Genomic DNA, 22,110 nt, shown 5'->3' on the forward strand with positions numbered 1-22,110 from the left:
GCATTCTTCTTCCGCGGCCATACCCTTTTTGTCTTCGTGCTAAATCGATGTTAATAGCTTCCGCAGTTAAATTTAAACCTGATGGAACACCTTCGACTATTGCAGTTAATTGTGGCCCGTGAGATTCTCCAGCTGTTAAATATCTCATTTGCTCTCTCTCCCTTCAACGCACTAACGCTTTTAAGTACAAATATATCATAAGTTACATGAAAAAAATAGCAAGTTTTTACTTCTTTTGATAAAAAAATGTATCTACTGAAGTAAAGTTAAAACGGTCTGCATTAAAAATCTGCTCGGTGCTTCCAACAAAGAACACTCCATTAGGCTTTAATGCGTTGCTAAATTTCATATATAATACCTCTTTAGCTTCTTCTGTAAAGTAAATCAATACATTTCGACAGACAATTAAATCAAAATTTGAATCAAATGGATCTGATAATAAATTTTGTTTTTTAAATGTCACTGTTTTTTTTATATCCTCGTTCACGATATAATTTGTTCCTTCTTTCTTGAAATGCTTCCGCTTTATATCGTCAGGTACCTCATTTAAGGAACGTTCAGGATAAATCCCGAGTTTAGCCCTTGCAATGACATTTTCGTCAATGTCTGTTGCCAGAACCTTTACTTTAGAAAGAGGAAGTAACTTAGAAAGAATCATCGCAATTGTATATGGTTCTTCACCTGTGGAGCATGCAGCACTCCACACTTTCAAATTAGCATTCTTTTCTAATAGTTTGGGAAGAATTTTTTCTTCAAGCACCTGCCATCTTTTATAGTTACGGTAGAATTCTGAAACATTTATTGTCATTCGGTCTAAGAACTCAAAGTAAAGTTCGTTTTGTTTACTAATTCCGCCATAAAATTCTGAGAAGCTTGAAAATCCCCTCTTTTCATAAAGTGAAATTAATCTTCTTTTCATTTGAGCCTCTTTATAAAGAGAAAGATCAATTCCTGATTTTTTCTTGATGTTTTTAATAAACAGTTCGTAATCCTGATCAACCATGGGTCAACTCTCCTATTACATTTCCTTTTAACTAGTAGATGTTTGAAGGTCGTTCTAATAAATAAGGGATTACTATATCTAACACCCTGTAATCACCATAATGGTTCTCTATTAAAACTTTATGATTTCAAATACCTTAGAAATAAGAATAATAATTTATAGTATAGCTTAAAATTCAAAGAATTTGCTCAATTTTTAAAGAAAAGTGTTGAAACTTGTCATTTATTTGATTTTCTCTCTTAGTGTATATAAAAAGAAGCTGGCATATGCCAGCTTCCCCATATTAATAAATCCAACTATTTAATGTCTTATCATATTCCACTAGTTCATTGTCTTGGAAAAAAAGTGAGATTTCTCGTTCTGCGCTTTCAGGTGAATCTGAGCCGTGAATGATGTTCTTGCTTACAAACATCGTATAATCTCCTCTTATTGTTCCAGGTTCAGCATCTTTTGGGTTTGTTTTCCCCATCATTTTTCTTGATAACTCAATAACGTTTTCACCTTGCCAAACCATAGCAAAGACTGGTCCAGAAGTAATAAATTGAACTAGTTCTTCGTAAAAGGGTTTTCCTTTATGTTCTCCATAGTGCTTTTCAGCAAGTTCAACAGGAATGGTCATTAATTTCGCACCAGCCAACTGAAAGCCCTTTCTTTCAAATCTACCGACAATTTCCCCTATAAGTTGTCGTTGTACCCCATCAGGTTTAACCATTAAAAATGTTTTTTCCATAATAACATCTCCACCCCATAGAAATTTATGTATAGGCTTTCATACCCCAAAAAAATAATATCATGAGAGGTAATATATTTCAATCATGGGATGGAGAATTTTAGAAAAGATTAAAATTTTCTTTTTCCAATATATTTTGCGATACTTTGAAGAGTCGATCGCGCCCGATTTTTAGGTAATTCGTCCAATATACGAAATGCCTTTTGAAGATATTTTTCACTAACTTGTGCAGATTTCTCTATCACCTCGGAATTTAATATTTTTTCTAGAATCGGTTGCATATCCACTGGAGTTGTTTTCATTGAAATTTTTTCTATTTCTCTTTTCATTGTCGGATCTTCAAGAGCAAATAGTACTGGTAACGTGATATTCCCTTGTAATAAGTCACTTCCTACTGGTTTACCTAATTCTTCCGCAGTCGAAGTGAAATCTAAAATATCATCAGTTATTTGAAATGACATCCCTACATAATAACCAAACCAATAGAGCTTGCGATGTACATCTTCTGAAGCGCCTGTCGAAACTGCTCCTAATTGACAACTAACGGCAATTAACAATGCCGTTTTCCTCTTAATACGTCTTAAATAGGTTCTTAGTGTTTGATCAAACTGATACTTATCTTTTATTTGCTCAATTTCTCCTAAACATACGTCAACAATGGCTTGAGACAAGATTTTATGAGCCAAAGGATCCTCAATGTTTGTCATCACTTCTAATGAACGTGCTAAAAGATAGTCACCTGTATACATAGCAATACGATTATCATATCTGGATTTAACAGTAGGTTTGCCTCTTCTTAATTCTGCATCATCTATCACATCATCATGTACGAGAGATGCCATATGTATTGTCTCAAGTGCAACAGCAACATGCTTTGCTCGCTCTATGTCATAGTTACCAAACATTGCTGAAAGCAAGACAAAAACAGGACGAATTCGCTTCCCTCCTGCTTGCAGCAACTCCAGATTTGCTTGTCTTAAAAGAGGATACTCTGAAACAGCAGTCTTCTCAAGCTCTTTTTCAATTATTGTTAGATCATTATTTAAAAATGAATACATTGCTTTTAATTTCATACGTTTTCACCTTAAACCCTGAGTTAATGAATTCCTAACTTCCACACTTCCGCCATATATAAATAGGAATGACCACTATGTTAAAAGAGAAGCAATATTACTCACATTTCTTTAAACATAAAAGTGGTCATGCCATCTATTTTTAATTATTTTCTTTTGCCTTGACTCCTAAATGCATAGCAGCAACTCCGCCGGTAAAAGCTTTGACTTCAACTTGTTTAAAGCCTGCTGTTTGAAACATTTTTGCTAATTCAACCATTCCAGGGAAATCTCGTGCTGATTCTTGTAACCAAGAATATTCTTTATAGCTCTTAGCAAATACCTTCCCAAAAATAGGCATAATATAACGAAAATAAATCGTGAAAAATTGTTTAAAAATCGGTAAGGTAGGTTGGGAAGTTTCTAAACATACTGCTTTTCCACCCGGCTTTAAGACACGGTTCATTTCCTGTAACACTTGCATATAATCTGGTACATTTCTTAAACCAAACCCAATCGTGACAAAATCAAATGAATTGTCTTCAAATGGAAGTTTCATCGCATTCCCATGAATAAGGTTAACATTTTGTAAACCAAGGTCAATAATCTTTTGTTGACCAATTTTAAGCATATTTTGACTAAAGTCAAGACCGGTGACACTGCCATTTGGTCCTACTGCCTCTGATAGCGCTATGCTCCAATCAGCTGTGCCACAACAAACATCAAGAGCTTTTTGACCGGGTTTAACGTTCATCCGTTTCATTGTTTCTTTTCTCCAAGCCTTATGGCGCTGAAAGCTTATTACAGAGTTCATTTGATCGTAATTTTGATAAATTTTCTCAAATACCCCATGCACTCTTTCTTCTTTAGACTGATTCATATATTACAAACCTTCTTCCACTGTCTTATTATCATGTAGTAGTGCTTCGTGAAAACGAATTGTATGAAGACGTTCTATCAACAGACTTTTTAAAGAAGGAGCCTTTTGGAATCCTTTATCAAGTAGTGATGCAGTTTTCTCGAAGTACAAATTACATGCTTCTGTTAAAAAGTGAATAGAAAATGACGGTTTTTTAACAGAATGATCACAACCTCCATCTTGTACTAACTGAAATTTCTCATGAGATAGTCTTTTATATGTTAAGAATTGAGTACTGAGCATGTTATAAAAGTCAAGTTTAAAATGATCAGCTACTCGTTGAAAAAGACTTGTTTCAACTACTTGAAGACTATCTATAGATGAACTCATTTTTCCTTCATCATGATAATAAAGTCTTATTTTATGTTCATTGATTTCCTTAATAGCCAAGGCTAATGTTCGAACCATCTTAATATCCTTAACTTCTGATAGTAATAAATAATATAATCCGCTAAAATAATCACCTGCAAGAACAGTTAACTGTCTTTGTACAAATTCTCCAGGTTCGATAGCAGTCTTTGTCGAAACATCATCATGTGTATCAAGGGCAATCTGAACAAGCATAGCTGTCACTATATAGCTTTCTTTTAGGTTCTCCGAAAGATCTATCTCATCAAAAATTGCATAAAAAAGTAGCAATTTATCTTCGTCGATTGTAGGTGAAGGTAAATGTTTTGCTAAATAGGGATGTGAAAGTTTCTCCTCTAGTGCTGTTTTTAATTTTGCTAAATGTACTTCGATGTCCTGCAAATAAATCACCCTTGTCCCCAAAATAACATTCTATCTCTAATTTAATTCATGCATTGTTTCTTAAACTAAAACATAGTACTTGCCTAATCTAGAAAAGGGGACATATGCATACTTTCTCACTCCACTTTTCTAATACTGCTTATCAATGTTACTTTATATATTATATATCATTTTTAAGAAGAAATTTAAGCATGTACCATTATACCACAATTATGGGTAATTGTTATTTTTTGATATGTAAACTTAAACTCCGTTAAACGCAAAGAAAAGCAGGAGAACCTGCTTATTTACGAGAATCACTCTCTATTTCACCAATTCCAGTTTGAATTTGCGCTTTACCTCTTATTTTGATTGCTGATGTATGCTCAGTAAATTGAGCAATCATCACTTCACCTTTATCTAGTTTCTCCGAATGATGGAAACGTGTATCAGAACCCCTTGTCAGCCCGATAACATGAACACCATCTTCAATTGCTTTAATCACAACGAAGTCATTTTTTTGATTCATCCCTGCACCTGCCTATTTACAGAATGTTGTCCTACCTATCATACCATTCCTGTTAAGTAAAACCTATTAATATGTTTTTGCTTCCAACCTGTATTTATAGATATTTATCCTTTAATCAAAGATAGTACCTCTGCTCTGGATGCTTCATCCTTTCGGAAAACCCCTCTTACAGCAGACGTAACCGTTTGAGCTCCAGGTTTTTTTATCCCTCTCATTGTCATACACATATGCTCGGCTTCAACAACGACCATTACTCCGTGTGGATCAAGTGATTCATTAATACTATCAGCTATGGTCGATGTAATCCGCTCCTGTAATTGTGGTCGTTTCGCTACTGCCTCTACTGCACGTGCAAGCTTACTCAACCCTGTCACTTTTCCACCTTTAGGTATATATGCTACATGAGCTTTTCCGTAGAAAGGCACGAGGTGGTGTTCACACATTGAATAAAACGGGATATCCTTTACTAATACAAGCTCTTCGTGATCTTCCCCAAAAATCGTTTGAAAATGTTCAGATGGATCTTCATTTAACCCACTGAATACCTCAGCATACATTTTCGCCACTCGCTTTGGTGTATCTATTAAGCCCTCGCGATTAGGATCTTCCCCTACCGCTTCAAGAATCAATTTAACAGCGTGTTCAATCTGTTCAAAATTAACTTCACCCATTTTGTGACCTCCTGGACATTCATTTGTAGAGATTCTAGCATAATTAAAGGATGAAAAGCAAAGTGGATTAACTTAGAGGAATTGGTTTATTTCCAAATGAAAAGCCCCTTAAATAAGGGGCTCTGTGAAGAAAGCTTGTATGTAATAGTAATTACATGACAAATTAAACTTATTTTCCTGCTACTGCATCTTTAAGTGCTTTACCTGGTTTGAAAGCAGGCACCTTGCTTGCAGCAATTTCAATCTCTTCACCAGTTTGTGGGTTACGACCTTTACGAGCCGCACGCTCACGAACTTCAAAGTTACCGAAACCGATAAGTTGTACTTTATCACCGTCTTTTAGTGCATCTAAAATTGTATCGAAAACAGCATCAACTGCTTTAGTTGCGTCTTTTTTAGATAACTCACTAGCTTCTGCTACTGCGTTGATAAGTTCTGTTTTATTCATGCCTTTCACCTCCTCCCAAAGGGATGGAACTCTTATTAGTCTTCATTTCTTCACAGTTTTGATTAATTGTATACATGATATCGTGATATTACTATCAACACGCTTATCTTATACGATTTTTCTACATATTTCAATGATTTTCATCACGAATATTGGTTATTTAGGAAGAATCGACCAATAGAGAAAACAATTTCTTTAAAAAGATTAACACAATCATTCAAGTGAATCAAGCAATTACCGAATAAAAAAACCACTTATATCAAGGATTTACGCTTTTTTCGCGAACGTACGTTTCAACACAAGGCAATTTATGACATTATTTTTTTGTAGTGTTACTTTTCTTAAAATATTTTCAGTAGAGAAAATGTAGGACATCAGAGGCTTATATAAACCTAAATATCTTCACATATCACCTATATACAGGATGTAGAGTATTTTTCTATGGAAACAAAAAAAGACCTCTTAGAATAGAGGTCAAATCTTTATAATATGATGGCAATTAAACCGCCAGAGCCTTCATTGATAATTCTTTCTAATGTTTCTTTTAGCTTGTAACGAGCATTTTCAGGCATTAATGATAATTTTGCTTGTATACCTTCTCGTACAATTGAACTTAAACTGCGTCCGAAAATATCCGAATTCCAGATAGAAAGTGGATTATCTTCAAAGTCTTGCATAAGGTATCTAACAAGTTCTTCTGACTGTTTTTCTGTGCCTATAATTGGCGCAAATTCTGATTCAACATCCACCTTGATCATATGAATGGAAGGTGCAACAGCTTTTAAGCGAACTCCGAATCTAGAACCTTGACGAATAATTTCAGGCTCATCAAGACTCATATCCGCAAGGGCTGGCGCAGCAATACCATAACCTGTTTGTTTCACCATTTGGAGTGCATCAGAAACTTGATCATATTCTGCCTTCGCATAAGCAAAGTCTTGCATTAGCTGAAGCAAATGATCCTTACCTCGAATTTCAACCCCTACAACTTCTTTAAGGATTTGATCATAAAGATCATCTGGAGCATATAAGTCAATCTCGGCAATTCCTTGCCCCATTTCGATACCAGCCAAGCTTGCTCTATTAATAAAGTCATACTCGCTGAATTGACCTACAACACGGTCTACATCACGTAACCTCTTAATATCTTTAACTGTATCTTTAACAGCCTCTTGATAGCTTTGTCTTAACCAATGATCTTCTCTTAATACCATTACCCAGCTTGGAAGATTTACATTTACCTCAAGTACAGGGAACTCATATAGTGATTCTCTTAGAACACTCATGACATCTGTTTCTCTCATGCTTTCAACACTCATTGCGAGAACAGGAATATCATATTTTTCATTTAATTCTTGGCGAAGGGCTTCTGTTTCTGGGTGATGAGGATGAACCGTATTAATAATCATAATAAACGGCTTTCCTACTTCTTTTAACTCTTCAATAACTCTAGCTTCAGCTTCTAAGTAATCATGGCGTGGAATGTCACCGATGGAACCATCTGTCGTAATGACACATCCTAGTGTTGAATGTTCTTGAATAACTTTACGTGTACCAATTTCTGCTGCTTCATGAAAAGGTATTGGCTCTTCATACCATGGAGTGTTGATCATGCGAGGACCATTTTCATCCTCATACCCTTTTGCTCCTGGAACTGTGTAACCTACACAATCTACTAATCTAATATTGACATCAAGCCCCTCATCTACATGGATAGAAACTGCTTGATTCGGGACAAATTTCGGCTCAGTAGTCATAATTGTTTTACCAGCTGCACTTTGTGGTAATTCATCTTGAGCTCTAGCTTTGTCAGATTCATTGTCAATGTTAGGTAGTACGACTAATTCCATGAACTTTTTAATAAAAGTAGATTTACCTGTTCTAACTGCACCAACTACTCCTAAATATATATCGCCACCAGTTCGTTCAGCGATATCCTTGAAAATATCTACTTTTTCCAAGTGATCCCCTCCCGATCATACAATATTGGGATAAAGCTTATCCGTTTTCTTATAGGACACTATATATGTATGACATTGTCCTATTTATTTATGACTTTGTTTCTAAATTTTTTTTAGGTATTCACCAAATTAGGCATTGGTCATAAAAGCGAAAAAAGAAAACCCTTCTTTTAGAGTGTATTCTCCTAAGAAGGGTTCATGACTTATTTTTAAAATTTTTTAAAATTTATTGGCCTTCCGTATCAAAGATCGGCTCGCCAGCATCATTTATTGTATAAGGTAAGGAATAGGCAGGCACAAATGGTTTCCCGTCTACAAGAACACCGCGAATATCATCGCCAGGCTTAAAGCTATGCTGACTATCTTGTAAAGCTTTGGATAGATCGATGCGGTAATCCACATAAATTTTTGCCTCTTTATCTATAACTAGAGGTAAATATTCTCCTGAATATGGACTCTCAATCATTGGGGGCTCTTTATAACCTAATTTTTCATAGTTTAATGTATAGATATCGTTTGTAATAAGATCTTCAAATGGTGGATATCCATTCGCTTGACGGTAGACATTTAATTTGATCGTCAACTCATGTATTTCCTCAGAAATGCGTAAATCAATTAATTTAACAGTTGGATCTTCTTCTACATCCACTAACACATACTGGTAAATTCCACCGCTTTCATAGGCTGTACCAGGTGGCTCAGCCATATATTTAGGTGTTATTGCAGAAAAATCAATAGGATATTTTTGATAAATAGGTGTTGACATATCCTTTGTTTTGATTGGCAGCAACCCACCTGTATCTTGTTGATATTGATCTACAGACTTCTGCACAGCCGTTATTTGGTCATCATAAGGTACGGTGTTTTTCTGTAATTTTTCTTCCGGGTAAAGACATCCAGATAAAAGGATGCAACCAAAAATCACTAGCAAAATTTTATAGAGTTTCATTCTAAATAACATCCTTTTATTAAGTATTATTCCGATACAGGTCCAGTAAAAACAACGAATAAGATAATTAACCCTGCTAGAATCATAAAAAGATAGGCAAAAACTGAAACAATTACTTTTACTATACCTTTTAGCTTAAAGCGACTTAAATAAATGAGTAAAATTGAGATAAACATAAAAGCCATTGATGCAAATGAAATCCACATCTTCATAAGGGCTACACTCATAAAGACTCCTCCTCATACAAAAAGCTCAAGAAATATTAAGACTAAACAAAAAAATAAATAATGTCGAACTCCATGGTTGATTATATTATACTTTCAGAGGCTTGTCCAAGGAGGTAAAGTTTATTTAAATACTTTAATGAAATGTTTAAACAAAAAAAAGCTGAAGTAAAGAGGGGACGAACTTTACTTCAGCCACAGAACCGACTAAATAGTACCCAAACTATAAGAACAACTCTTATTTGACTACCATGCATTTTATGCGGAAGTATTATGTTTTGTATCATCTAATGCCTAGTTACGCCATTAAACTTTCACTTTAGATAATGTACAGGCTTTTAGGATTAAATTGACAAAAATCATACGATCCATAAACGAAGTAATCATAAACCTTATAGGATATTGTTCTCTTTGTTTTTATTTTCTTGTTATCATATGCTGAATGATGTTTATACGTCACCTAAATTAACGATTCTCCATGATATTTACTAGGTCTTCCATTTCATGGGTTTTAACACGAGCCATTAACGAATCAACCGCTTCTTTTGGAGATTTACCGTTAAATAACACTTCATATAATGCTTCAGTAATTGGCATCTTCACATCGTATTTTTCAGCAAGCTGATAAGCTGCTTTTGTCGTTCTTACCCCTTCTACAACCATCCCCATGTTTTCTAACACTTCGTCAAGGTTATGACCCTTACCTAAAAGATTGCCAGCACGCCAATTTCTCGAATGAACGCTTGTGCACGTTACAATTAAATCTCCAATTCCTGTTAGTCCAGAGAAAGTTAAAGGGTTTCCTCCCATTTTACTACCTAGACGTGCAATTTCGGCCAATCCCCTTGTGATAAGAGCAGCTTTCGCATTATCTCCATAGCCAAGTCCATCTGTGATCCCTGCGGCTAGTGCAATAATATTTTTTAATGCCCCACCAATTTCCACACCGATAATATCTGGATTTGTATAAACACGAAAATTTTGATTAATAAATAGGTCTTGTATGTATTCAGCCGCTTTCATATTTTTCGATGAAGAAGTCACGGTTGTGATATGGCGTTGACTAACTTCCTCTGCATGACTTGGTCCAGATAAGACAACAATATCTTTTAAAAGCTGAGGTGGCACTTCTTCCTCAATAATTTCTGAAATTCGCAGCAAAGTATCCGGTTCAATTCCTTTACTAACATGAACAAACGTTACGCGTTCTTTTTTAACCTTAATCATATCTTTAAGAACTTGACGTATTGCCTTTGTTGGCACAGCTAATATAACAGTATGTACTTCTTTTAAACTTTCTTCAAAATTCGAATAACCAACAATGTTTTCAGGGAGGTCAATACCTGGGAGATACTTTTCATTTCTTCGTGTCGAATTAATTTCGTTTATTAATTCAGGACGATGTCCCCATAACTTTACACGATGCCCATTGTCAGCAAGAACAATGGCTAGTGCTGTGCCCCAGCTCCCTGCACCTACTACCGTAATTTGTTCCATGTTATCACACCTTTCCACCAACAATCTTAACAAAAAGTAACAGGATTACCTGTTACTTTAGCTTTTAAATCATAACCAACCCTTCAAACAATAAGATTTGGGTATTATTTGCGTTCTCTAGCGAAAATCTTAATAGGTGTACCATCAAATTCAAATGCAGCCCTAATACGGTTTTCTAAGAAGCGTTCGTACGAGAAGTGCATTAATTCTGGGTCATTAACGAAAACAACAAAAGTAGGTGGTTTTACAGCTACTTGTGCTGTATAGAATATTTTTAATCGCTTGCCTTTATGTGTTGGAGTTGGATTCATTGCAACAGCATCCATTACTACATCATTTAAAACATTTGTCTGAACCCTTCTTGAATGATTCTCACTAGCTAGAATGATATGAGGCATTAACGTATGAATTCGCTTTTTAGTTAAAGCTGATAGGAATACAATTGGAGCATAATCTAAGAACTTAAAGTGATCACGTATATTAACTTCAAATTCCTTCATTGTTTTCTCATCTTTTTCTACAGCATCCCATTTATTCACAACAATTACTACTGCTTTTCCAGCTTCATGAGCATATCCAGCAATATGCTTGTCCTGCTCAATAATTCCCTCTTCTCCATTTATTACAACTAAGATAACATCTGAGCGATCAATTGCTTTTAATGCTCGAAGGACACTATATTTTTCTGTTGTTTCATATACTTTTCCTTTTTTCCTCATACCTGCAGTATCAATGATAACAAATTCTTGTCCTTCATATTTATAAACTGTATCAATCGCATCACGAGTAGTACCTGCGATGTCACTTACGATAACACGGTCTTCTCCTAATATCGCGTTAACGAGGGAGGATTTCCCAACATTTGGTCGGCCAATAAGGGAAAATTTTATTGTGGTTTCATCGTAATCGTCAGTTCCCGGACTTTTAAAATGTTTTGCAACCTCATCTAATAAGTCCCCCAAACCTAAACCATGAGAGCCTGAGATCGGAAATGGCTCTCCAAATCCTAACGAATAAAAATCATAAATATTTGCACGCATTTCAGGATTATCTACCTTGTTAACTGCCAATACAACCGGTTTATTGGATCGATATAAAATTTTAGCTACTTCTTCATCAGCAGCCGTAACCCCTTCACGAACATTTGTTAAAAACACAATTACATCAGCTTCATCAATAGCTATTTCTGCTTGATGACGGATTTGCGCTAAGAATGGCTCGTCCCCAATATCTATTCCGCCCGTATCAATAATATTAAATTGATAAGTTAACCATTCCCCAGAACTATATATTCTGTCCCTAGTAACACCTGGGATATCTTCAACAATAGAAACACGCTCTCCTACAATACGATTAAATATTGTTGACTTACCTACATTTGGTCTTCCAACTATTGCTATAACTGGTTTTGCCATAAGTTACACCATCCTGACTTATATAAACTCATTTTTTTATCATAAGAGTTACAATTATGGTAATGTTCATATCAAACCCGTTTCATAATACATCACTTTTCCTGAGAGATCCCTAAAAAAAGTAAAAGGAAGTAACGATTATAAAAGGCTAGTAGACATCTTGTTACAAACGTATACGAAAAATTCCTACAAACGTTTCGGTCCATTTTCTAATACCACCATTCATTTTCCTGATAGTAAGAGAAAAAAATTGGACTTAAAGTTAAACTCATATATGTATTCATTAGCCTATATGGCTAAATATAAACTACCACAAAATACAAAAATAAAATCTCTTATAAAAGAAACCCTTCTGCTTGAAAAGAAGGGCTTAACTTTTATATATTATCAGACATTACTTCATTTCACAACTTAGTGTTTAACAACTACATACATGTCATCTCCAATACCATGTGCAATTCCATCTAATATTGCTTCTAAATTTTTCGCGTAAAAGTGCATTTCTTCCTGTGTTTTACAAATAAAAATTGCGGTTCCACCAGCTGCTTTTGTTTTATCAGTTGTAATAATAGCCAATATGTACTTTTCGAGTGCACTCAATTTATTCCCCTCCTTGACGGTTCGCCTTCGCTTCAGATGGCATTCTTATTGCATTTTCAAGGGTCGGTGTATCTCCAATCACTTGTATGGCTTTTTCAACATCACGATCTTGCGGTAAAACAAACACTCCAAGGCGTCCGTCATCTAAATCTCTTTTGGCTAAGGGCACAAGTGCAGGTTCTCCAGAATCACGAACAACTCCTAATGCAGTAGACACATCATGAAGAATGGCTTGACGTTGCCCCAGGTTCGCAATGGTTGTTTTTGAGTTGGCATTTTTAGGTGTTAAAACAAACCCCATTCCATATTTAAGGATAGCCTGTTGCTTTTCAGGGATACCTATGTTCATGATATAGATATTGTCAACATATAGTCCAGCACCTTCAAAATGAGGTTCTACAAATTTTATGTCTACAAGATCTTTTATTCTACTTCCAGACATGAGTTTACGACAAACAATAAAGCAAATAATCCCAACGATAATAGCGACGTAAATATTAAGTACTAAGTAAGCAAAAGTAGTTAAAAGTGAAGTGAATATGACAAGATAATTTCTGCTTTCAAACGCAATGGCAATTCCTTCTATATATGTATTCCCTCTAGGCACAAGCTCATTGTCATCTAGAACAGTTAGTGTATTTCTTTCCATATTCCTTACATCTCTAAATTGAGAAGCAGCTAAAGTTAAAAACGTAATCGCTGTAAAATCCTCTTCCATAATAGAAGGTACCGCAACTGTCCCTAGTCCAGCTGCAATAAATCCAAGGGCAACATGGATGATTTTCCCATGCAAGTAAGTGGGGTATTGTCTATAATCTGTTCTAAGCATATGAAGCCTTGTTAATACCCCAACAACAACTCCAAAAAGCACTGGTAACGTATATTCACTCATATTATCCTTGCTTCTCCTTTGTTTGTTTTTGAAATCTGTGTAGTGATTGTTCTACTAATAATGTAAACTGTTGCAAAATTGTCCATAAGTAAATCATTGCACAACCAATTACAATCATATCTAAAAAGGCAGCAGTACCAAATGTTACCTGATCATGGAATTTACTCATAATCAACCAATATAAAAACTCCCCTTGAGAAACTGAAATCAAATAAAATGTAAATCGTTGGGAAGAATTCTTGCCCAAGTAAATAGCAAGAAAGCTGACAATCAAACTTACAATTAGGCGGTAATCAAATACAAACCAAACAGGATCATAAATGTGAAATAACATGATACCTGCGTAAGCAAATGTTAATGTTAAATTGGTCAAATAAAAAGTAACTAGTTTTCGTTTATTTTTCACGGCTAAATAATATCCTAATAACAAAAACATGATTAATGAACAATTTATATAAAAAGTAGAAACAACTAGAAAAACCTTGCTTATTAATATTGTAACTAATAGGAAAAACGCTAATTTCACTCGACTTTTGTTTTTTTTCATTATGAAAGTGACCACGACCCACCCTAACCACATAAACCAGTAAAAAATGATTCCTTCCATCTCACTCCTCCTACTATTCCCATTATGGCTATTTCCAATTAGCTTTAATCGAAAATTAGTAAAAAATAGTAGTTATGATTAACATGGAAAAGACAAAAGTTAAGGTATACCTTAATATAGGGAGGTTATGTAAAATGGGAAAAGATCGACAAGAAAAGAAATTAAGAAAAAGTCAACGTGTTGAGTCAGATCGTGATCAATCTTTAACTTATCCTGGTGCAACAAGAGTAGAGGGGCCAGAAGCTGCAAGAGAAAGAAACAGATAATTTTATACTTTTGGATAGTAAAATAAAAAGCTGGTCAATACTTGACCAGCTTTTTACCTTCTACTATAGGATGATGTTTCGATACCCCTTTCATTTAACCAATGATGGGTATTTCCACTTATGACAAGGGGAGCCTCTTGAAGCTCTTTAATTGTTTTCACTCCGAGAGCTGTCATGATATAGGTTAAATCTGTATGTATTTGTTTTATTTCTTGGACTAAATCATCATATCCTTTTTCAATAAATATTTTCAGGAAGTAACCAGCTATTCCAACTGCAGATGCACCCAAACCTATAGCTTTAGCTACATCAAGAGAGTGTTGAATACCTCCAGAGCCGATGATAGACATATTGCCTTGTCCATGTTTGACCTCAGCAATTGAGGCTGCAGTAGGGATTCCCCAAGAATTAAAATAACTTAAAGCTTGTTCACGACGCATATTTTCAATCTTAGAAAAGTTTGTCCCACCAAAGCCGCCTACATCTATTGCAGAAACACCAATCTCTTCTAATTGCGAAGCAGCCTCTCGATTCATACCAAAACCAACTTCTTTAACAATAACAGGTACTTTGACGTTCGTAACAATGTTCTCTATTCTTTTGATAGCATTTGTAAAATCTCGATCACCTTCTGGCATAACCAGTTCCTGAACAACATTTATATGGATTTGTAATGCGCTTGCTTCAACCATATCAATAGCAGTTTTAGCTTGATCAATTGTGGCCTCACTACCTAAGTTAGCTAATATAATACCTTTTGGATTAACTTTCCTCATGATCTCATAGGAGGGCCTTTCACTACTGTCCTTTATCGCAGACATTTGTGAACCTACTGCTACAGCGATTTTTGTTTCTGCAGCAGCTTGTGCTAGTGCTTCGTTAATGATAACCGTGTCCTCACCGCCACCACCTGTCATCGCATTTATAAAAAGAGGCGAACTCAAGGAAAGTTCGCCAACATTAGATGATAAATTGATATCATCAACAGACAGGTTTGGTAAGCTTTGATGAACAAAGGTAACATCATCAAATCCGTTGGAACATTGCTGTCCAGTAGATAAAGCATGCTGAATATGTTCTATTTTCCTTTGCGCTCTTTTACTCACCATATCACCGTTTTATTTTAATTTTTTTAATTGATCTCCAATCATCTCACCTAATTGAAAACCTGTAGAAGATTCTTCCTGTGCTGCTTGATAATTTGTTAAATCTTCATTTGATGCTTTTGACGTTTCTTCTAACTCACGAATACTTAGAGAAATACGTTTTTCAGATTCATTTATGTCTAGTACTTTTACTTTCACTTCTTGATTTTCTTCAAGAACTTCTTGTGGAGTACCAATATGTTTGTTTGAAATTTGTGAAATATGAACAAGTCCCTCTACGCCAGGTTGAATTTCAACAAATGCACCAAACGATACTAAACGTTTAACTACACCATCTAGAACATCACCAGGTTTTACATTATTAGTAACGTCAGCCCAAGGTCCAGGTAGAGTTTCTTTAATTGATAATGAAATTCTTTCATTATCACGATCTATTCCAAGTACTTTAACGGTTACTTTTTGTCCTTCTTCCACTACATCTGATGGTTTATCAATATGACTATGTGATAATTGTGAGATATGAACTAATCCATCAATTCCTCCAATATCAACAAATGCACCAAAATCTGTTAAGCGTTGAACAGTTCCTTCAATTGTAGAACCTACATTTATAGAATCAAGTATTTCTGATTTCTTTTCATTTTGCTCTTTTTCAATTACTGCACGATGCGAGAGAATAACACGATTTTTTTCGCGGTCTAATTCAACAACAATTAGAGAAAGAGTTTTCCCCATATAATCAGAGAAATCCTCAACAAAATGAGCTTCAACTAAAGAAGCAGGAATAAATCCTCTTACACCTAAATCAACAACAAGTCCGCCTTTTACAACATCTTTAACTTCTGCATCAAAAACTTCTTTAGATTCAAATTTTTGTTCTAATGCATCCCATGCTTTTTCAGCATCAACGGCTCTTTTAGAAAGCACTAAAGCTTCTTCTTCCACCTTTAAAACTTTTAATTCTAGTTCATCATTTTCATTTATAACATCAGAAGCCTTTTCCACATGAAGACTAGAAAGTTCGCTGATTGGAATGATACCGGAATGCTTACAATTTTCTATTTCGACAATCACCTGTTTTTCTTCAACCTTTGTTACGATTCCTTTTACAACATCACCAACTTCAGGTGTTTCCACTTGAACACTGTTTAATTCTTCTACCATCTCAATTACCTCCTTGTCAAAACCTGTGCGACTTTTGATAAAATATATGTATGCTTTCATTTTATTAAAGAATCATAAATACCCCAAAAAATAAAATGAAAAATACGTCCTTCTTAAACTTCTAATAAATGCTACTTTTTGTCAAGTAAGAAGTATTAAGATTTACATTATTTTTGGATAAGTTTCCCTATTTCTTCCATAATAATAGATGTCATTTCTTCTGTACTAATTTTTTTCTCACGATATTCTTCCATATTTATTGGCTTTCCGTATACAACTCTTAGCGTTGAAAAAGCTTTATATGGTCCTATTATAGCACAAGGTACAACTGCGGCAGTAGAACGAAGCGCAAAGAAACCAGCACCTGACATTCCCTTACCAAGTTTTCCATCTTTACTTCTTGTTCCCTCTGGAAATAATCCTAAGACATTCCCTTCTTTAAGAACCTTTAATCCAGCTCTTAACGCTTCGCGGTCGCCTCCACCACGCTTAACAGGGAATGTACCAAAATTGTTCAGTAATTGTTTCAATACCGGCACTTGAAAAAGTTCAGCTTTAGCCATAAACAATACTTTTCTAGGAGCTGTAACTCCAACAACCGGCGGATCTATATTACTAATATGATTGGTACATAATAAAACACCACCCTCTTTAGGGAAATGCTCTAGTCCTTCTACTTTAATACGAAATGTTGGTTTTAAAAGACCAGCAACAACTGACCGGGCAAATGGATATAATGACACGTTATCAAAGCCTTTCTTCTAAATAATCTTCTATTTTTCTAACAACATCTTGGATAGATAAAGCTGTTGTGTCAATTTCAATCGCATCTTCTGCCTTCTTCAGGGGAGCAACCTCTCTTTCTGAATCAAGCTTATCACGATTTGCAATTTCTTGCTTCAGTTGTTCATAGTTAGAAGAAAATCCTTTTTTCATATTTTCCTCATGACGCCTTTTAGCTCTCTCTTCAACAGATGCTCTTAAAAATATTTTTAATTCTGCATTAGGTAATACATGTGTACCTATATCTCGACCGTCCATAACAACTCCGCCTTCAATTGCTAATTGACGTTGACGCTTTAACATTTCCTCTCTTACTAATGGATGCATAGCTACAAAGGAAACATTATTCGTTACTTCATTTGTTCGAATCACATCTGATACATTCTCTCCATTAATCATGACAAGTTGTCCGTCTTTTGATGGATGTAATTCTATTTTAATTTTAGATAAGATATCTGCTACTGATTTTTCATCTTTTAAATCAATCCCATCTTGTAGCGCTTTATATGTTAAAGCCCTGTACATGGCACCAGTATCTATGTATATATATGAGTAATCTTCTGCAATTATTTTAGCAACTGTACTTTTTCCAGCAGCCGCTGGCCCATCAATTGCAACGGATAATTTTTTTTGCTTCATTATTTCCTCCAAATAGGTTTTTAGTCTAGTAGTCTTTTACGCCTTGGCTGGTGTGAAAGAACTTATTTGGTATGAGAACTTAGAGAATTGAATCTGTAAACTAGGGTAAGTAGTTTTACACAAGTTTTTTGCTAAGACAAAATTAAAAAAACAAATAAATGAAGCAGGCTTAAAAAGACACCTGCATCATGTTATTGACTAAACGTTTCTAGCCATTCAGTAATTGTTATTTTGTTAACACCTTCATATTGGACAACACGTGATAAGTATGGTTGAACAGTGGTATTTTGTATGAGTACCTGTGCACATACTAGGGCAATGAATTGAATAACAATTAGTTTAATCAAAATTCGCTCAAATCGTTTCATTCCCGCTCAACTCCGGTATTTTTTTACTAGTATGCTTAAAAATACCAAAAATTATTCGATTGTTAACCCTTTTCTACGAATGAGTATTTGTTGATTAAAGCAAAAACGAATTAAAACCTGCCTAGTATCTTCATCGATATTTTGAAACTCTATAGGTGCCTTAACAAATAGATCATGATCTGCAGGAATAAACCGAATGATCTTACCTTTTACTTTAATATATTCAATTCCTTCATTTTGAAATGGTAGGGAGAACCAAATAACAATTTCCTGTTTTTCTTTTAATTTGATAGATTTCGGAAGAAGTAATGCTGTTCCTCCTGCACTAATGTCAGCTGTAACCGCAGTAAACGGTTGAAACTCATTATGCAGAGAATGAATGGCTACATCTAGATTTGCATCAATACGTACAAATTGTCTTCTTTGAATTCTAATTAATTGGTCATCACCAGGATACGTAAGTGAAATCATCGGAATATTTTCTTTTATTCGCCCTGTAACCTCTGTTTGAAAACGAAAAACACTTTCATTCGAAACAAACGAAGCAACAAGTTGTGTTCCTAACATTAGGAAGGCTGAACGGCCTGTCTCTTGGTTTATAGGGTAATCAATATATAGTTTATTGCCCTTTTTTTCTACTAGTTTACATTTTAGTCTCTCTAATTTTGCGCCCTTCGTTTCTAACGAAATGACATCCCCAATTTTTATCACAATATCACTCTTTCTTATTGCTCTCTTTCTTATTAAAGCATGGACATATCCGTTGTGCAAGAGTGCAAATATTTATTCAACATCTTATAGTAGTGATCAAACTAACTTATAAAATTCCTACAAGGGTTTTGATATTTTTTTTAAACAAAAAATAATCGTTTTTAACACAGAAAAGGATACCCAAGTCAAAGTAACAAAGGGTATCCTTGCTCTTATTAAAAATTAAACATCCTGGAAAATTGGCTCTGGATTTTTTAATATCTCTACCTTTTCTTCCGTTCCATCTTCTGCATTAATAAAAATCCTGTAAGTATCGTTTTCGATCGTTCCTAAAAATTCGTAGCAAAGTACTTCCTCTTTAAACTCGTTTAATATAAGAGCCAAACGGTCTTCTTGTACTTCCAGACTTGGATTCAACATTTTAGCTGCTTCTTCTTTAGAAATCTTCGGCTTAGGTATATCTCGTTTTTTATGAGCTGCTAAATAATCTCTTGCCGAGAAGCCAATCACTTGACCATCGTCCAACGCTACCTTCATGCGAAGAGCATCTGGATATATTCTGACCCCATTCTCAATAGAAACAAATGAAAATACACCAACATTATCATATTGAGCACTTTCGAAAAGATCTAAATCTTCAAACCCGTGTTCATTTAAAAACTTCCTAGCATTTTCTGTAGCTTGGTTCAAGCTAATTTTCTTCTCCGCAACCTCTCTATTCTGCACTAAGAATATTGGGTATCCGCCTTTTTTCGTAATGTCCATATTTATGTCTACTTTTTGTTCTTTATCATCCATGGAAACACTGAAAAATTCATAATCTGCACCGTCACCGTTTTCAGTTACTTTTATGTCAGTAACTTTATTCTCTACGAACTTCTTTGCTATTTTCTCAGCTTCTTCTGCATTTATTTCTTTTCCTTCTAAGTTATCAAAACCTAAGTTTTTCTTCATAGAAGTAAGTGATGCACCGAATTGAGATTCAGAGTAACTTTTAACGTTTTCTTCGACAGTCTTTAATCCATCGACAATTGTATTATCCATTTGCTTTTGTCCGGAGGCTAAAGCAAGCTCAACATCCATCCACCTTAAGTTATTCTCTAAAACAAGACTTTGAACTTTACGTAACTCCTTTTGAACATCAGCAGCTTCTGAATACATTGATTTTAGTGTTTTATATTCTTTTTCGGTAAGTGGATCTTTTTCTAAATCACGAACAGCAGCTTTGTAGCTAAAATCGCTAATTCCAGCTAAAAACTCCTCTGTCTTATTGAAAGGTAATAAAGCTAATGGTAACTGACCTACGTCTGATTGTGCTTCAGAGGTAATTCTCCAAACGTCTGCTAAAGCTGGAGATAACGACTCCCTTGAGTTCATAGCTAGTGTTGCACCGATTCTATCATGTAGCTGATCAACACGATAGGTTAAATCATGAAATGCGCGTTGATAACTATTTTCTGCTTGAATCAGCACTGCACTTTTTTCTTGATGTTCTTTGTACCCCCAGTAAGAAGTACCAATCACAGCGATTGATAAAATTCCAATCAAAATACCACGTATCATTGATCATCACCCCTTCTATTCACAGAAAATATGCTTCCCGATACGTTTAATTTGTGGTCTTCCCCAAATCCAAGAACTGGTGGCTGTATCTGGGTTAAAGTAATACACTGCATTCCCGGTTGGGTCAAATCCATTAATTGCATCCAAAACAGCTTTTTTCGCTGATTCATTTGGAGTTAACCAAATTTGCCCATCTGCTACTGCTGTAAAGGCACGTGGTTCAAAAATAACTCCTGAAACGGTATTTGGGAAAGTTGCACTATTAACTCGGTTTAAAATGACAGCCGCAACAGCTACTTGTCCGATATACGGCTCACCACGAGCTTCTCCATAAACAGCGTTTGCCATTAATTTAATATCATTTTGCGAAAATCCATTCGGCATGTTTACTGCAGTTGAATCTTTTTGGTCTTGATTCTTTTGCTGTTGTTGCCCTTGTTGCTGTTGAGTCTGCTGCTGTTGTTGCTCTTGTTGCTGCTGATTCTGCTGCTCTTGTTGCCCTTGTTGCTGTTGAGTCTGCTGCTGTTGTTGCTCTTGTTGCTGCTGATTCTGCTGCTCTTGTTGCTCTTGTTGCTGTTGAGTCTGCTGCTGTTGTTGCCCTTGTTGCTGTTGAGTCTGCTGCTGTTGTTGTTTCTGTTGCTGTTGAGTCTGCTGTTGTTGCTCTTTTTGCTGTTGATTCTGCTGCTGTTGTTGTTTCTGTTGTTTCTGTTGCTGCTGCTTTTGTTCATTTTGCTGCTGATTCTGTTGCTCTTGATTCTGTTGTTGTTTCTCTTGTTGTTGCTGGCTATTTGCTTGAGCTTTATATTGCTTTTCTTGCTGAATTCGTCTTTGCTCCGCAATCTTCCTTGCTTTTTGAATTTGCTGCTCTGAAGGTGCAGATTGAATATCTAACGGGACTCCGCCATAATGTGTAAATCTTCTTCCTTGGTTAATTTGTTTGTAAACCCAATCACTATAAAATTTAGTTGATTTTTGTAACATATCCTTGGTTTTTTGTCCAACTAATCCATCAACTTCCTCTAGACCAAACATATTTTGGAAATTCTTAACTGCCCAATACGTGCTCCATCCGTAGACTCCATCAATCGGGCCATGATAATATCCGTTATATTGAAGCCTTGCCTGCAATTCAATTACATCACTTCCCGTTGCACCTCTTTGAATGGTTTGATCTGAAAAAGCATGTGCTACAGAAACGCCTTGTGAAAGAAATTGAAATGTGATAGAAGTAAAAGCCATTACCACAACTATCAGCATTATGCGCATGTTTTTCATGTTGCTGCC

The 22,110-nt window shown here is 35.3% G+C and carries 26 protein-coding genes; 1 reads left to right on the forward strand and 25 read right to left on the reverse strand.

Annotation, left to right across the window (positions count from 1 at the left end; all coding sequences use genetic code 11):
* The 17 genes from ACEWK1_RS21340 to ACEWK1_RS21420 all read right to left on the reverse strand — a co-directional run.
* Positions 1–148: chorismate synthase (locus ACEWK1_RS21340; RefSeq protein ID WP_416636643.1), on the reverse strand; the 148-nt coding region annotated here is incomplete at its 3' end.
* Positions 149–226: 78 nt separating this feature from the next.
* Positions 227–1,003, reverse strand: a complete 777-nt coding sequence (locus tag ACEWK1_RS21345; protein WP_212138385.1) for a CheR family methyltransferase — start codon at positions 1,001–1,003, stop codon at positions 227–229.
* 283 nt (positions 1,004–1,286) lie between these two features.
* Positions 1,287–1,733 (reverse strand): nucleoside-diphosphate kinase, encoded by a 447-nt coding sequence (ndk, locus tag ACEWK1_RS21350; protein WP_121662596.1) that lies wholly within the window; start codon positions 1,731–1,733, stop codon positions 1,287–1,289.
* Between the two features lie 110 nt (positions 1,734–1,843).
* Entirely contained in the window at positions 1,844–2,806 is a 963-nt protein-coding gene (gene hepT, locus ACEWK1_RS21355) for a heptaprenyl diphosphate synthase component II (protein ID WP_251396006.1), read from the reverse strand.
* Positions 2,807–2,948: 142 nt separating this feature from the next.
* Complete coding sequence (locus ACEWK1_RS21360; RefSeq protein WP_121662598.1) at positions 2,949–3,665, reverse strand: demethylmenaquinone methyltransferase; 717 nt, start codon at positions 3,663–3,665, stop codon at positions 2,949–2,951.
* Between the two features lie 3 nt (positions 3,666–3,668).
* Positions 3,669–4,454 (reverse strand): heptaprenyl diphosphate synthase component 1, encoded by a 786-nt coding sequence (locus ACEWK1_RS21365; RefSeq protein WP_121662599.1) that lies wholly within the window; start codon positions 4,452–4,454, stop codon positions 3,669–3,671.
* A 283-nt stretch (positions 4,455–4,737) separates the two neighbouring features.
* Entirely contained in the window at positions 4,738–4,962 is a 225-nt protein-coding gene (gene mtrB, locus ACEWK1_RS21370) for a trp RNA-binding attenuation protein MtrB (RefSeq protein WP_121662600.1), read from the reverse strand.
* 104 nt (positions 4,963–5,066) lie between these two features.
* Positions 5,067–5,633 carry a GTP cyclohydrolase I FolE gene (gene folE / locus ACEWK1_RS21375; RefSeq protein ID WP_212138387.1) on the reverse strand — a complete coding sequence of 189 codons (567 nt, stop codon included), beginning with the start codon at positions 5,631–5,633 and terminating at the stop codon, positions 5,067–5,069.
* Between the two features lie 169 nt (positions 5,634–5,802).
* Positions 5,803–6,081 carry a non-specific DNA-binding protein Hbs gene (gene hbs, locus ACEWK1_RS21380; RefSeq protein ID WP_034332307.1) on the reverse strand — a complete coding sequence of 93 codons (279 nt, stop codon included), beginning with the start codon at positions 6,079–6,081 and terminating at the stop codon, positions 5,803–5,805.
* Positions 6,082–6,563: 482 nt separating this feature from the next.
* Positions 6,564–8,042, reverse strand: a complete 1,479-nt coding sequence (gene spoIVA / locus ACEWK1_RS21385) for a stage IV sporulation protein A (protein WP_416636638.1) — start codon at positions 8,040–8,042, stop codon at positions 6,564–6,566.
* 226 nt (positions 8,043–8,268) lie between these two features.
* Entirely contained in the window at positions 8,269–8,991 is a 723-nt protein-coding gene (locus tag ACEWK1_RS21390; protein WP_212138388.1) for a hypothetical protein, read from the reverse strand.
* A gap of 26 nt (positions 8,992–9,017) precedes the next feature.
* Positions 9,018–9,218, reverse strand: coding sequence for a DUF2768 domain-containing protein (locus ACEWK1_RS21395; RefSeq protein WP_121662604.1), 201 nt, complete (start codon positions 9,216–9,218; stop codon positions 9,018–9,020).
* Between the two features lie 462 nt (positions 9,219–9,680).
* Positions 9,681–10,712: an NAD(P)H-dependent glycerol-3-phosphate dehydrogenase gene (locus ACEWK1_RS21400; RefSeq protein ID WP_121662605.1), complete on the reverse strand. Its 1,032-nt coding sequence runs from the start codon at positions 10,710–10,712 to the stop codon at positions 9,681–9,683.
* A 104-nt stretch (positions 10,713–10,816) separates the two neighbouring features.
* Positions 10,817–12,127 (reverse strand): ribosome biogenesis GTPase Der, encoded by a 1,311-nt coding sequence (gene der / locus ACEWK1_RS21405; protein WP_121662606.1) that lies wholly within the window; start codon positions 12,125–12,127, stop codon positions 10,817–10,819.
* Between the two features lie 411 nt (positions 12,128–12,538).
* On the reverse strand, positions 12,539–12,727 hold the full coding sequence (locus tag ACEWK1_RS21410; protein ID WP_121662607.1) for a capping complex subunit for YIEGIA: 189 nt from the start codon (positions 12,725–12,727) through the stop codon (positions 12,539–12,541).
* A 1-nt stretch (position 12,728) separates the two neighbouring features.
* Positions 12,729–13,619 carry a YIEGIA family protein gene (locus ACEWK1_RS21415; protein ID WP_121662608.1) on the reverse strand — a complete coding sequence of 297 codons (891 nt, stop codon included), beginning with the start codon at positions 13,617–13,619 and terminating at the stop codon, positions 12,729–12,731.
* A gap of 1 nt (position 13,620) precedes the next feature.
* Positions 13,621–14,226: a hypothetical protein gene (locus ACEWK1_RS21420; RefSeq protein ID WP_416636639.1), complete on the reverse strand. Its 606-nt coding sequence runs from the start codon at positions 14,224–14,226 to the stop codon at positions 13,621–13,623.
* Positions 14,227–14,360: 134 nt separating this feature from the next.
* Here ACEWK1_RS21420 and ACEWK1_RS21425 point away from each other — a divergent pair, with 134 nt between their 5' ends.
* Positions 14,361–14,492: a YpzI family protein gene (locus ACEWK1_RS21425; protein WP_121662610.1), complete on the forward strand. Its 132-nt coding sequence runs from the start codon at positions 14,361–14,363 to the stop codon at positions 14,490–14,492.
* 53 nt (positions 14,493–14,545) lie between these two features.
* Here ACEWK1_RS21425 and fni read toward each other — a convergent pair whose 3' ends face one another.
* From fni to sleB, 8 genes are all read right to left on the reverse strand, one after another.
* Positions 14,546–15,601 carry a type 2 isopentenyl-diphosphate Delta-isomerase gene (fni, locus tag ACEWK1_RS21430; protein ID WP_416636640.1) on the reverse strand — a complete coding sequence of 352 codons (1,056 nt, stop codon included), beginning with the start codon at positions 15,599–15,601 and terminating at the stop codon, positions 14,546–14,548.
* Positions 15,602–15,610: 9 nt separating this feature from the next.
* Positions 15,611–16,762, reverse strand: coding sequence for a 30S ribosomal protein S1 (rpsA, locus tag ACEWK1_RS21435; protein ID WP_212138391.1), 1,152 nt, complete (start codon positions 16,760–16,762; stop codon positions 15,611–15,613).
* Between the two features lie 167 nt (positions 16,763–16,929).
* Entirely contained in the window at positions 16,930–17,505 is a 576-nt protein-coding gene (locus ACEWK1_RS21440) for a lysophospholipid acyltransferase family protein (protein WP_212138392.1), read from the reverse strand.
* A gap of 4 nt (positions 17,506–17,509) precedes the next feature.
* A complete protein-coding gene (gene cmk / locus ACEWK1_RS21445) occupies positions 17,510–18,184 on the reverse strand; it encodes a (d)CMP kinase (protein ID WP_121662614.1) in 675 nt (224 codons plus the stop codon).
* A gap of 191 nt (positions 18,185–18,375) precedes the next feature.
* Positions 18,376–18,552 (reverse strand): YpfB family protein, encoded by a 177-nt coding sequence (locus tag ACEWK1_RS21450; RefSeq protein ID WP_098796200.1) that lies wholly within the window; start codon positions 18,550–18,552, stop codon positions 18,376–18,378.
* A 51-nt stretch (positions 18,553–18,603) separates the two neighbouring features.
* Entirely contained in the window at positions 18,604–19,263 is a 660-nt protein-coding gene (locus ACEWK1_RS21455) for a flagellar brake protein (protein WP_121662615.1), read from the reverse strand.
* A gap of 222 nt (positions 19,264–19,485) precedes the next feature.
* Positions 19,486–20,826, reverse strand: coding sequence for a germination protein YpeB (ypeB, locus tag ACEWK1_RS21460; protein ID WP_251396016.1), 1,341 nt, complete (start codon positions 20,824–20,826; stop codon positions 19,486–19,488).
* 15 nt (positions 20,827–20,841) lie between these two features.
* Positions 20,842–22,101 carry a spore cortex-lytic enzyme gene (gene sleB, locus ACEWK1_RS21465; RefSeq protein WP_416636641.1) on the reverse strand — a complete coding sequence of 420 codons (1,260 nt, stop codon included), beginning with the start codon at positions 22,099–22,101 and terminating at the stop codon, positions 20,842–20,844.
* Positions 22,102–22,110: the final 9 nt, after the last annotated feature.

Origin of the sequence: Metabacillus sp. YM-086 (assembly GCF_048059995.1) — a bacterium.
GTDB classification, from domain to species: Bacteria; Bacillota; Bacilli; order Bacillales; family Bacillaceae; genus Metabacillus; species Metabacillus litoralis_B.

Bases quoted from the DNA above. Each gene is read 5' to 3' on its own strand.
- ACEWK1_RS21345 (WP_212138385.1), bottom strand. From the start codon at position 1,003: ATGGTTGATCAGGATTACGAACTGTTTATTAAAAACATCAAGAAAAAA.
- ndk (WP_121662596.1), bottom strand. From the start codon at position 1,733: ATGGAAAAAACATTTTTAATGGTTAAACCTGATGGGGTACAACGACAA.
- hepT (WP_251396006.1), bottom strand. From the start codon at position 2,806: ATGAAATTAAAAGCAATGTATTCATTTTTAAATAATGATCTAACAATA.
- ACEWK1_RS21360 (WP_121662598.1), bottom strand. From the start codon at position 3,665: ATGAATCAGTCTAAAGAAGAAAGAGTGCATGGGGTATTTGAGAAAATT.
- mtrB (WP_121662600.1), bottom strand. From the start codon at position 4,962: ATGAATCAAAAAAATGACTTCGTTGTGATTAAAGCAATTGAAGATGGT.
- folE (WP_212138387.1), bottom strand. From the start codon at position 5,633: ATGGGTGAAGTTAATTTTGAACAGATTGAACACGCTGTTAAATTGATT.
- hbs (WP_034332307.1), bottom strand. From the start codon at position 6,081: ATGAATAAAACAGAACTTATCAACGCAGTAGCAGAAGCTAGTGAGTTA.
- ACEWK1_RS21390 (WP_212138388.1), bottom strand. From the start codon at position 8,991: ATGAAACTCTATAAAATTTTGCTAGTGATTTTTGGTTGCATCCTTTTA.
- ACEWK1_RS21395 (WP_121662604.1), bottom strand. From the start codon at position 9,218: ATGAGTGTAGCCCTTATGAAGATGTGGATTTCATTTGCATCAATGGCT.
- ACEWK1_RS21400 (WP_121662605.1), bottom strand. From the start codon at position 10,712: ATGGAACAAATTACGGTAGTAGGTGCAGGGAGCTGGGGCACAGCACTA.
- der (WP_121662606.1), bottom strand. From the start codon at position 12,127: ATGGCAAAACCAGTTATAGCAATAGTTGGAAGACCAAATGTAGGTAAG.
- ACEWK1_RS21415 (WP_121662608.1), bottom strand. From the start codon at position 13,619: ATGAGTGAATATACGTTACCAGTGCTTTTTGGAGTTGTTGTTGGGGTA.
- ACEWK1_RS21420 (WP_416636639.1), bottom strand. From the start codon at position 14,226: ATGGAAGGAATCATTTTTTACTGGTTTATGTGGTTAGGGTGGGTCGTG.
- ACEWK1_RS21425 (WP_121662610.1), top strand. From the start codon at position 14,361: ATGGGAAAAGATCGACAAGAAAAGAAATTAAGAAAAAGTCAACGTGTT.
- fni (WP_416636640.1), bottom strand. From the start codon at position 15,601: ATGGTGAGTAAAAGAGCGCAAAGGAAAATAGAACATATTCAGCATGCT.
- rpsA (WP_212138391.1), bottom strand. From the start codon at position 16,762: ATGGTAGAAGAATTAAACAGTGTTCAAGTGGAAACACCTGAAGTTGGT.
- cmk (WP_121662614.1), bottom strand. From the start codon at position 18,184: ATGAAGCAAAAAAAATTATCCGTTGCAATTGATGGGCCAGCGGCTGCT.
- ACEWK1_RS21450 (WP_098796200.1), bottom strand. From the start codon at position 18,552: ATGAAACGATTTGAGCGAATTTTGATTAAACTAATTGTTATTCAATTC.
- ypeB (WP_251396016.1), bottom strand. From the start codon at position 20,826: ATGATACGTGGTATTTTGATTGGAATTTTATCAATCGCTGTGATTGGT.
- sleB (WP_416636641.1), bottom strand. From the start codon at position 22,101: ATGAAAAACATGCGCATAATGCTGATAGTTGTGGTAATGGCTTTTACT.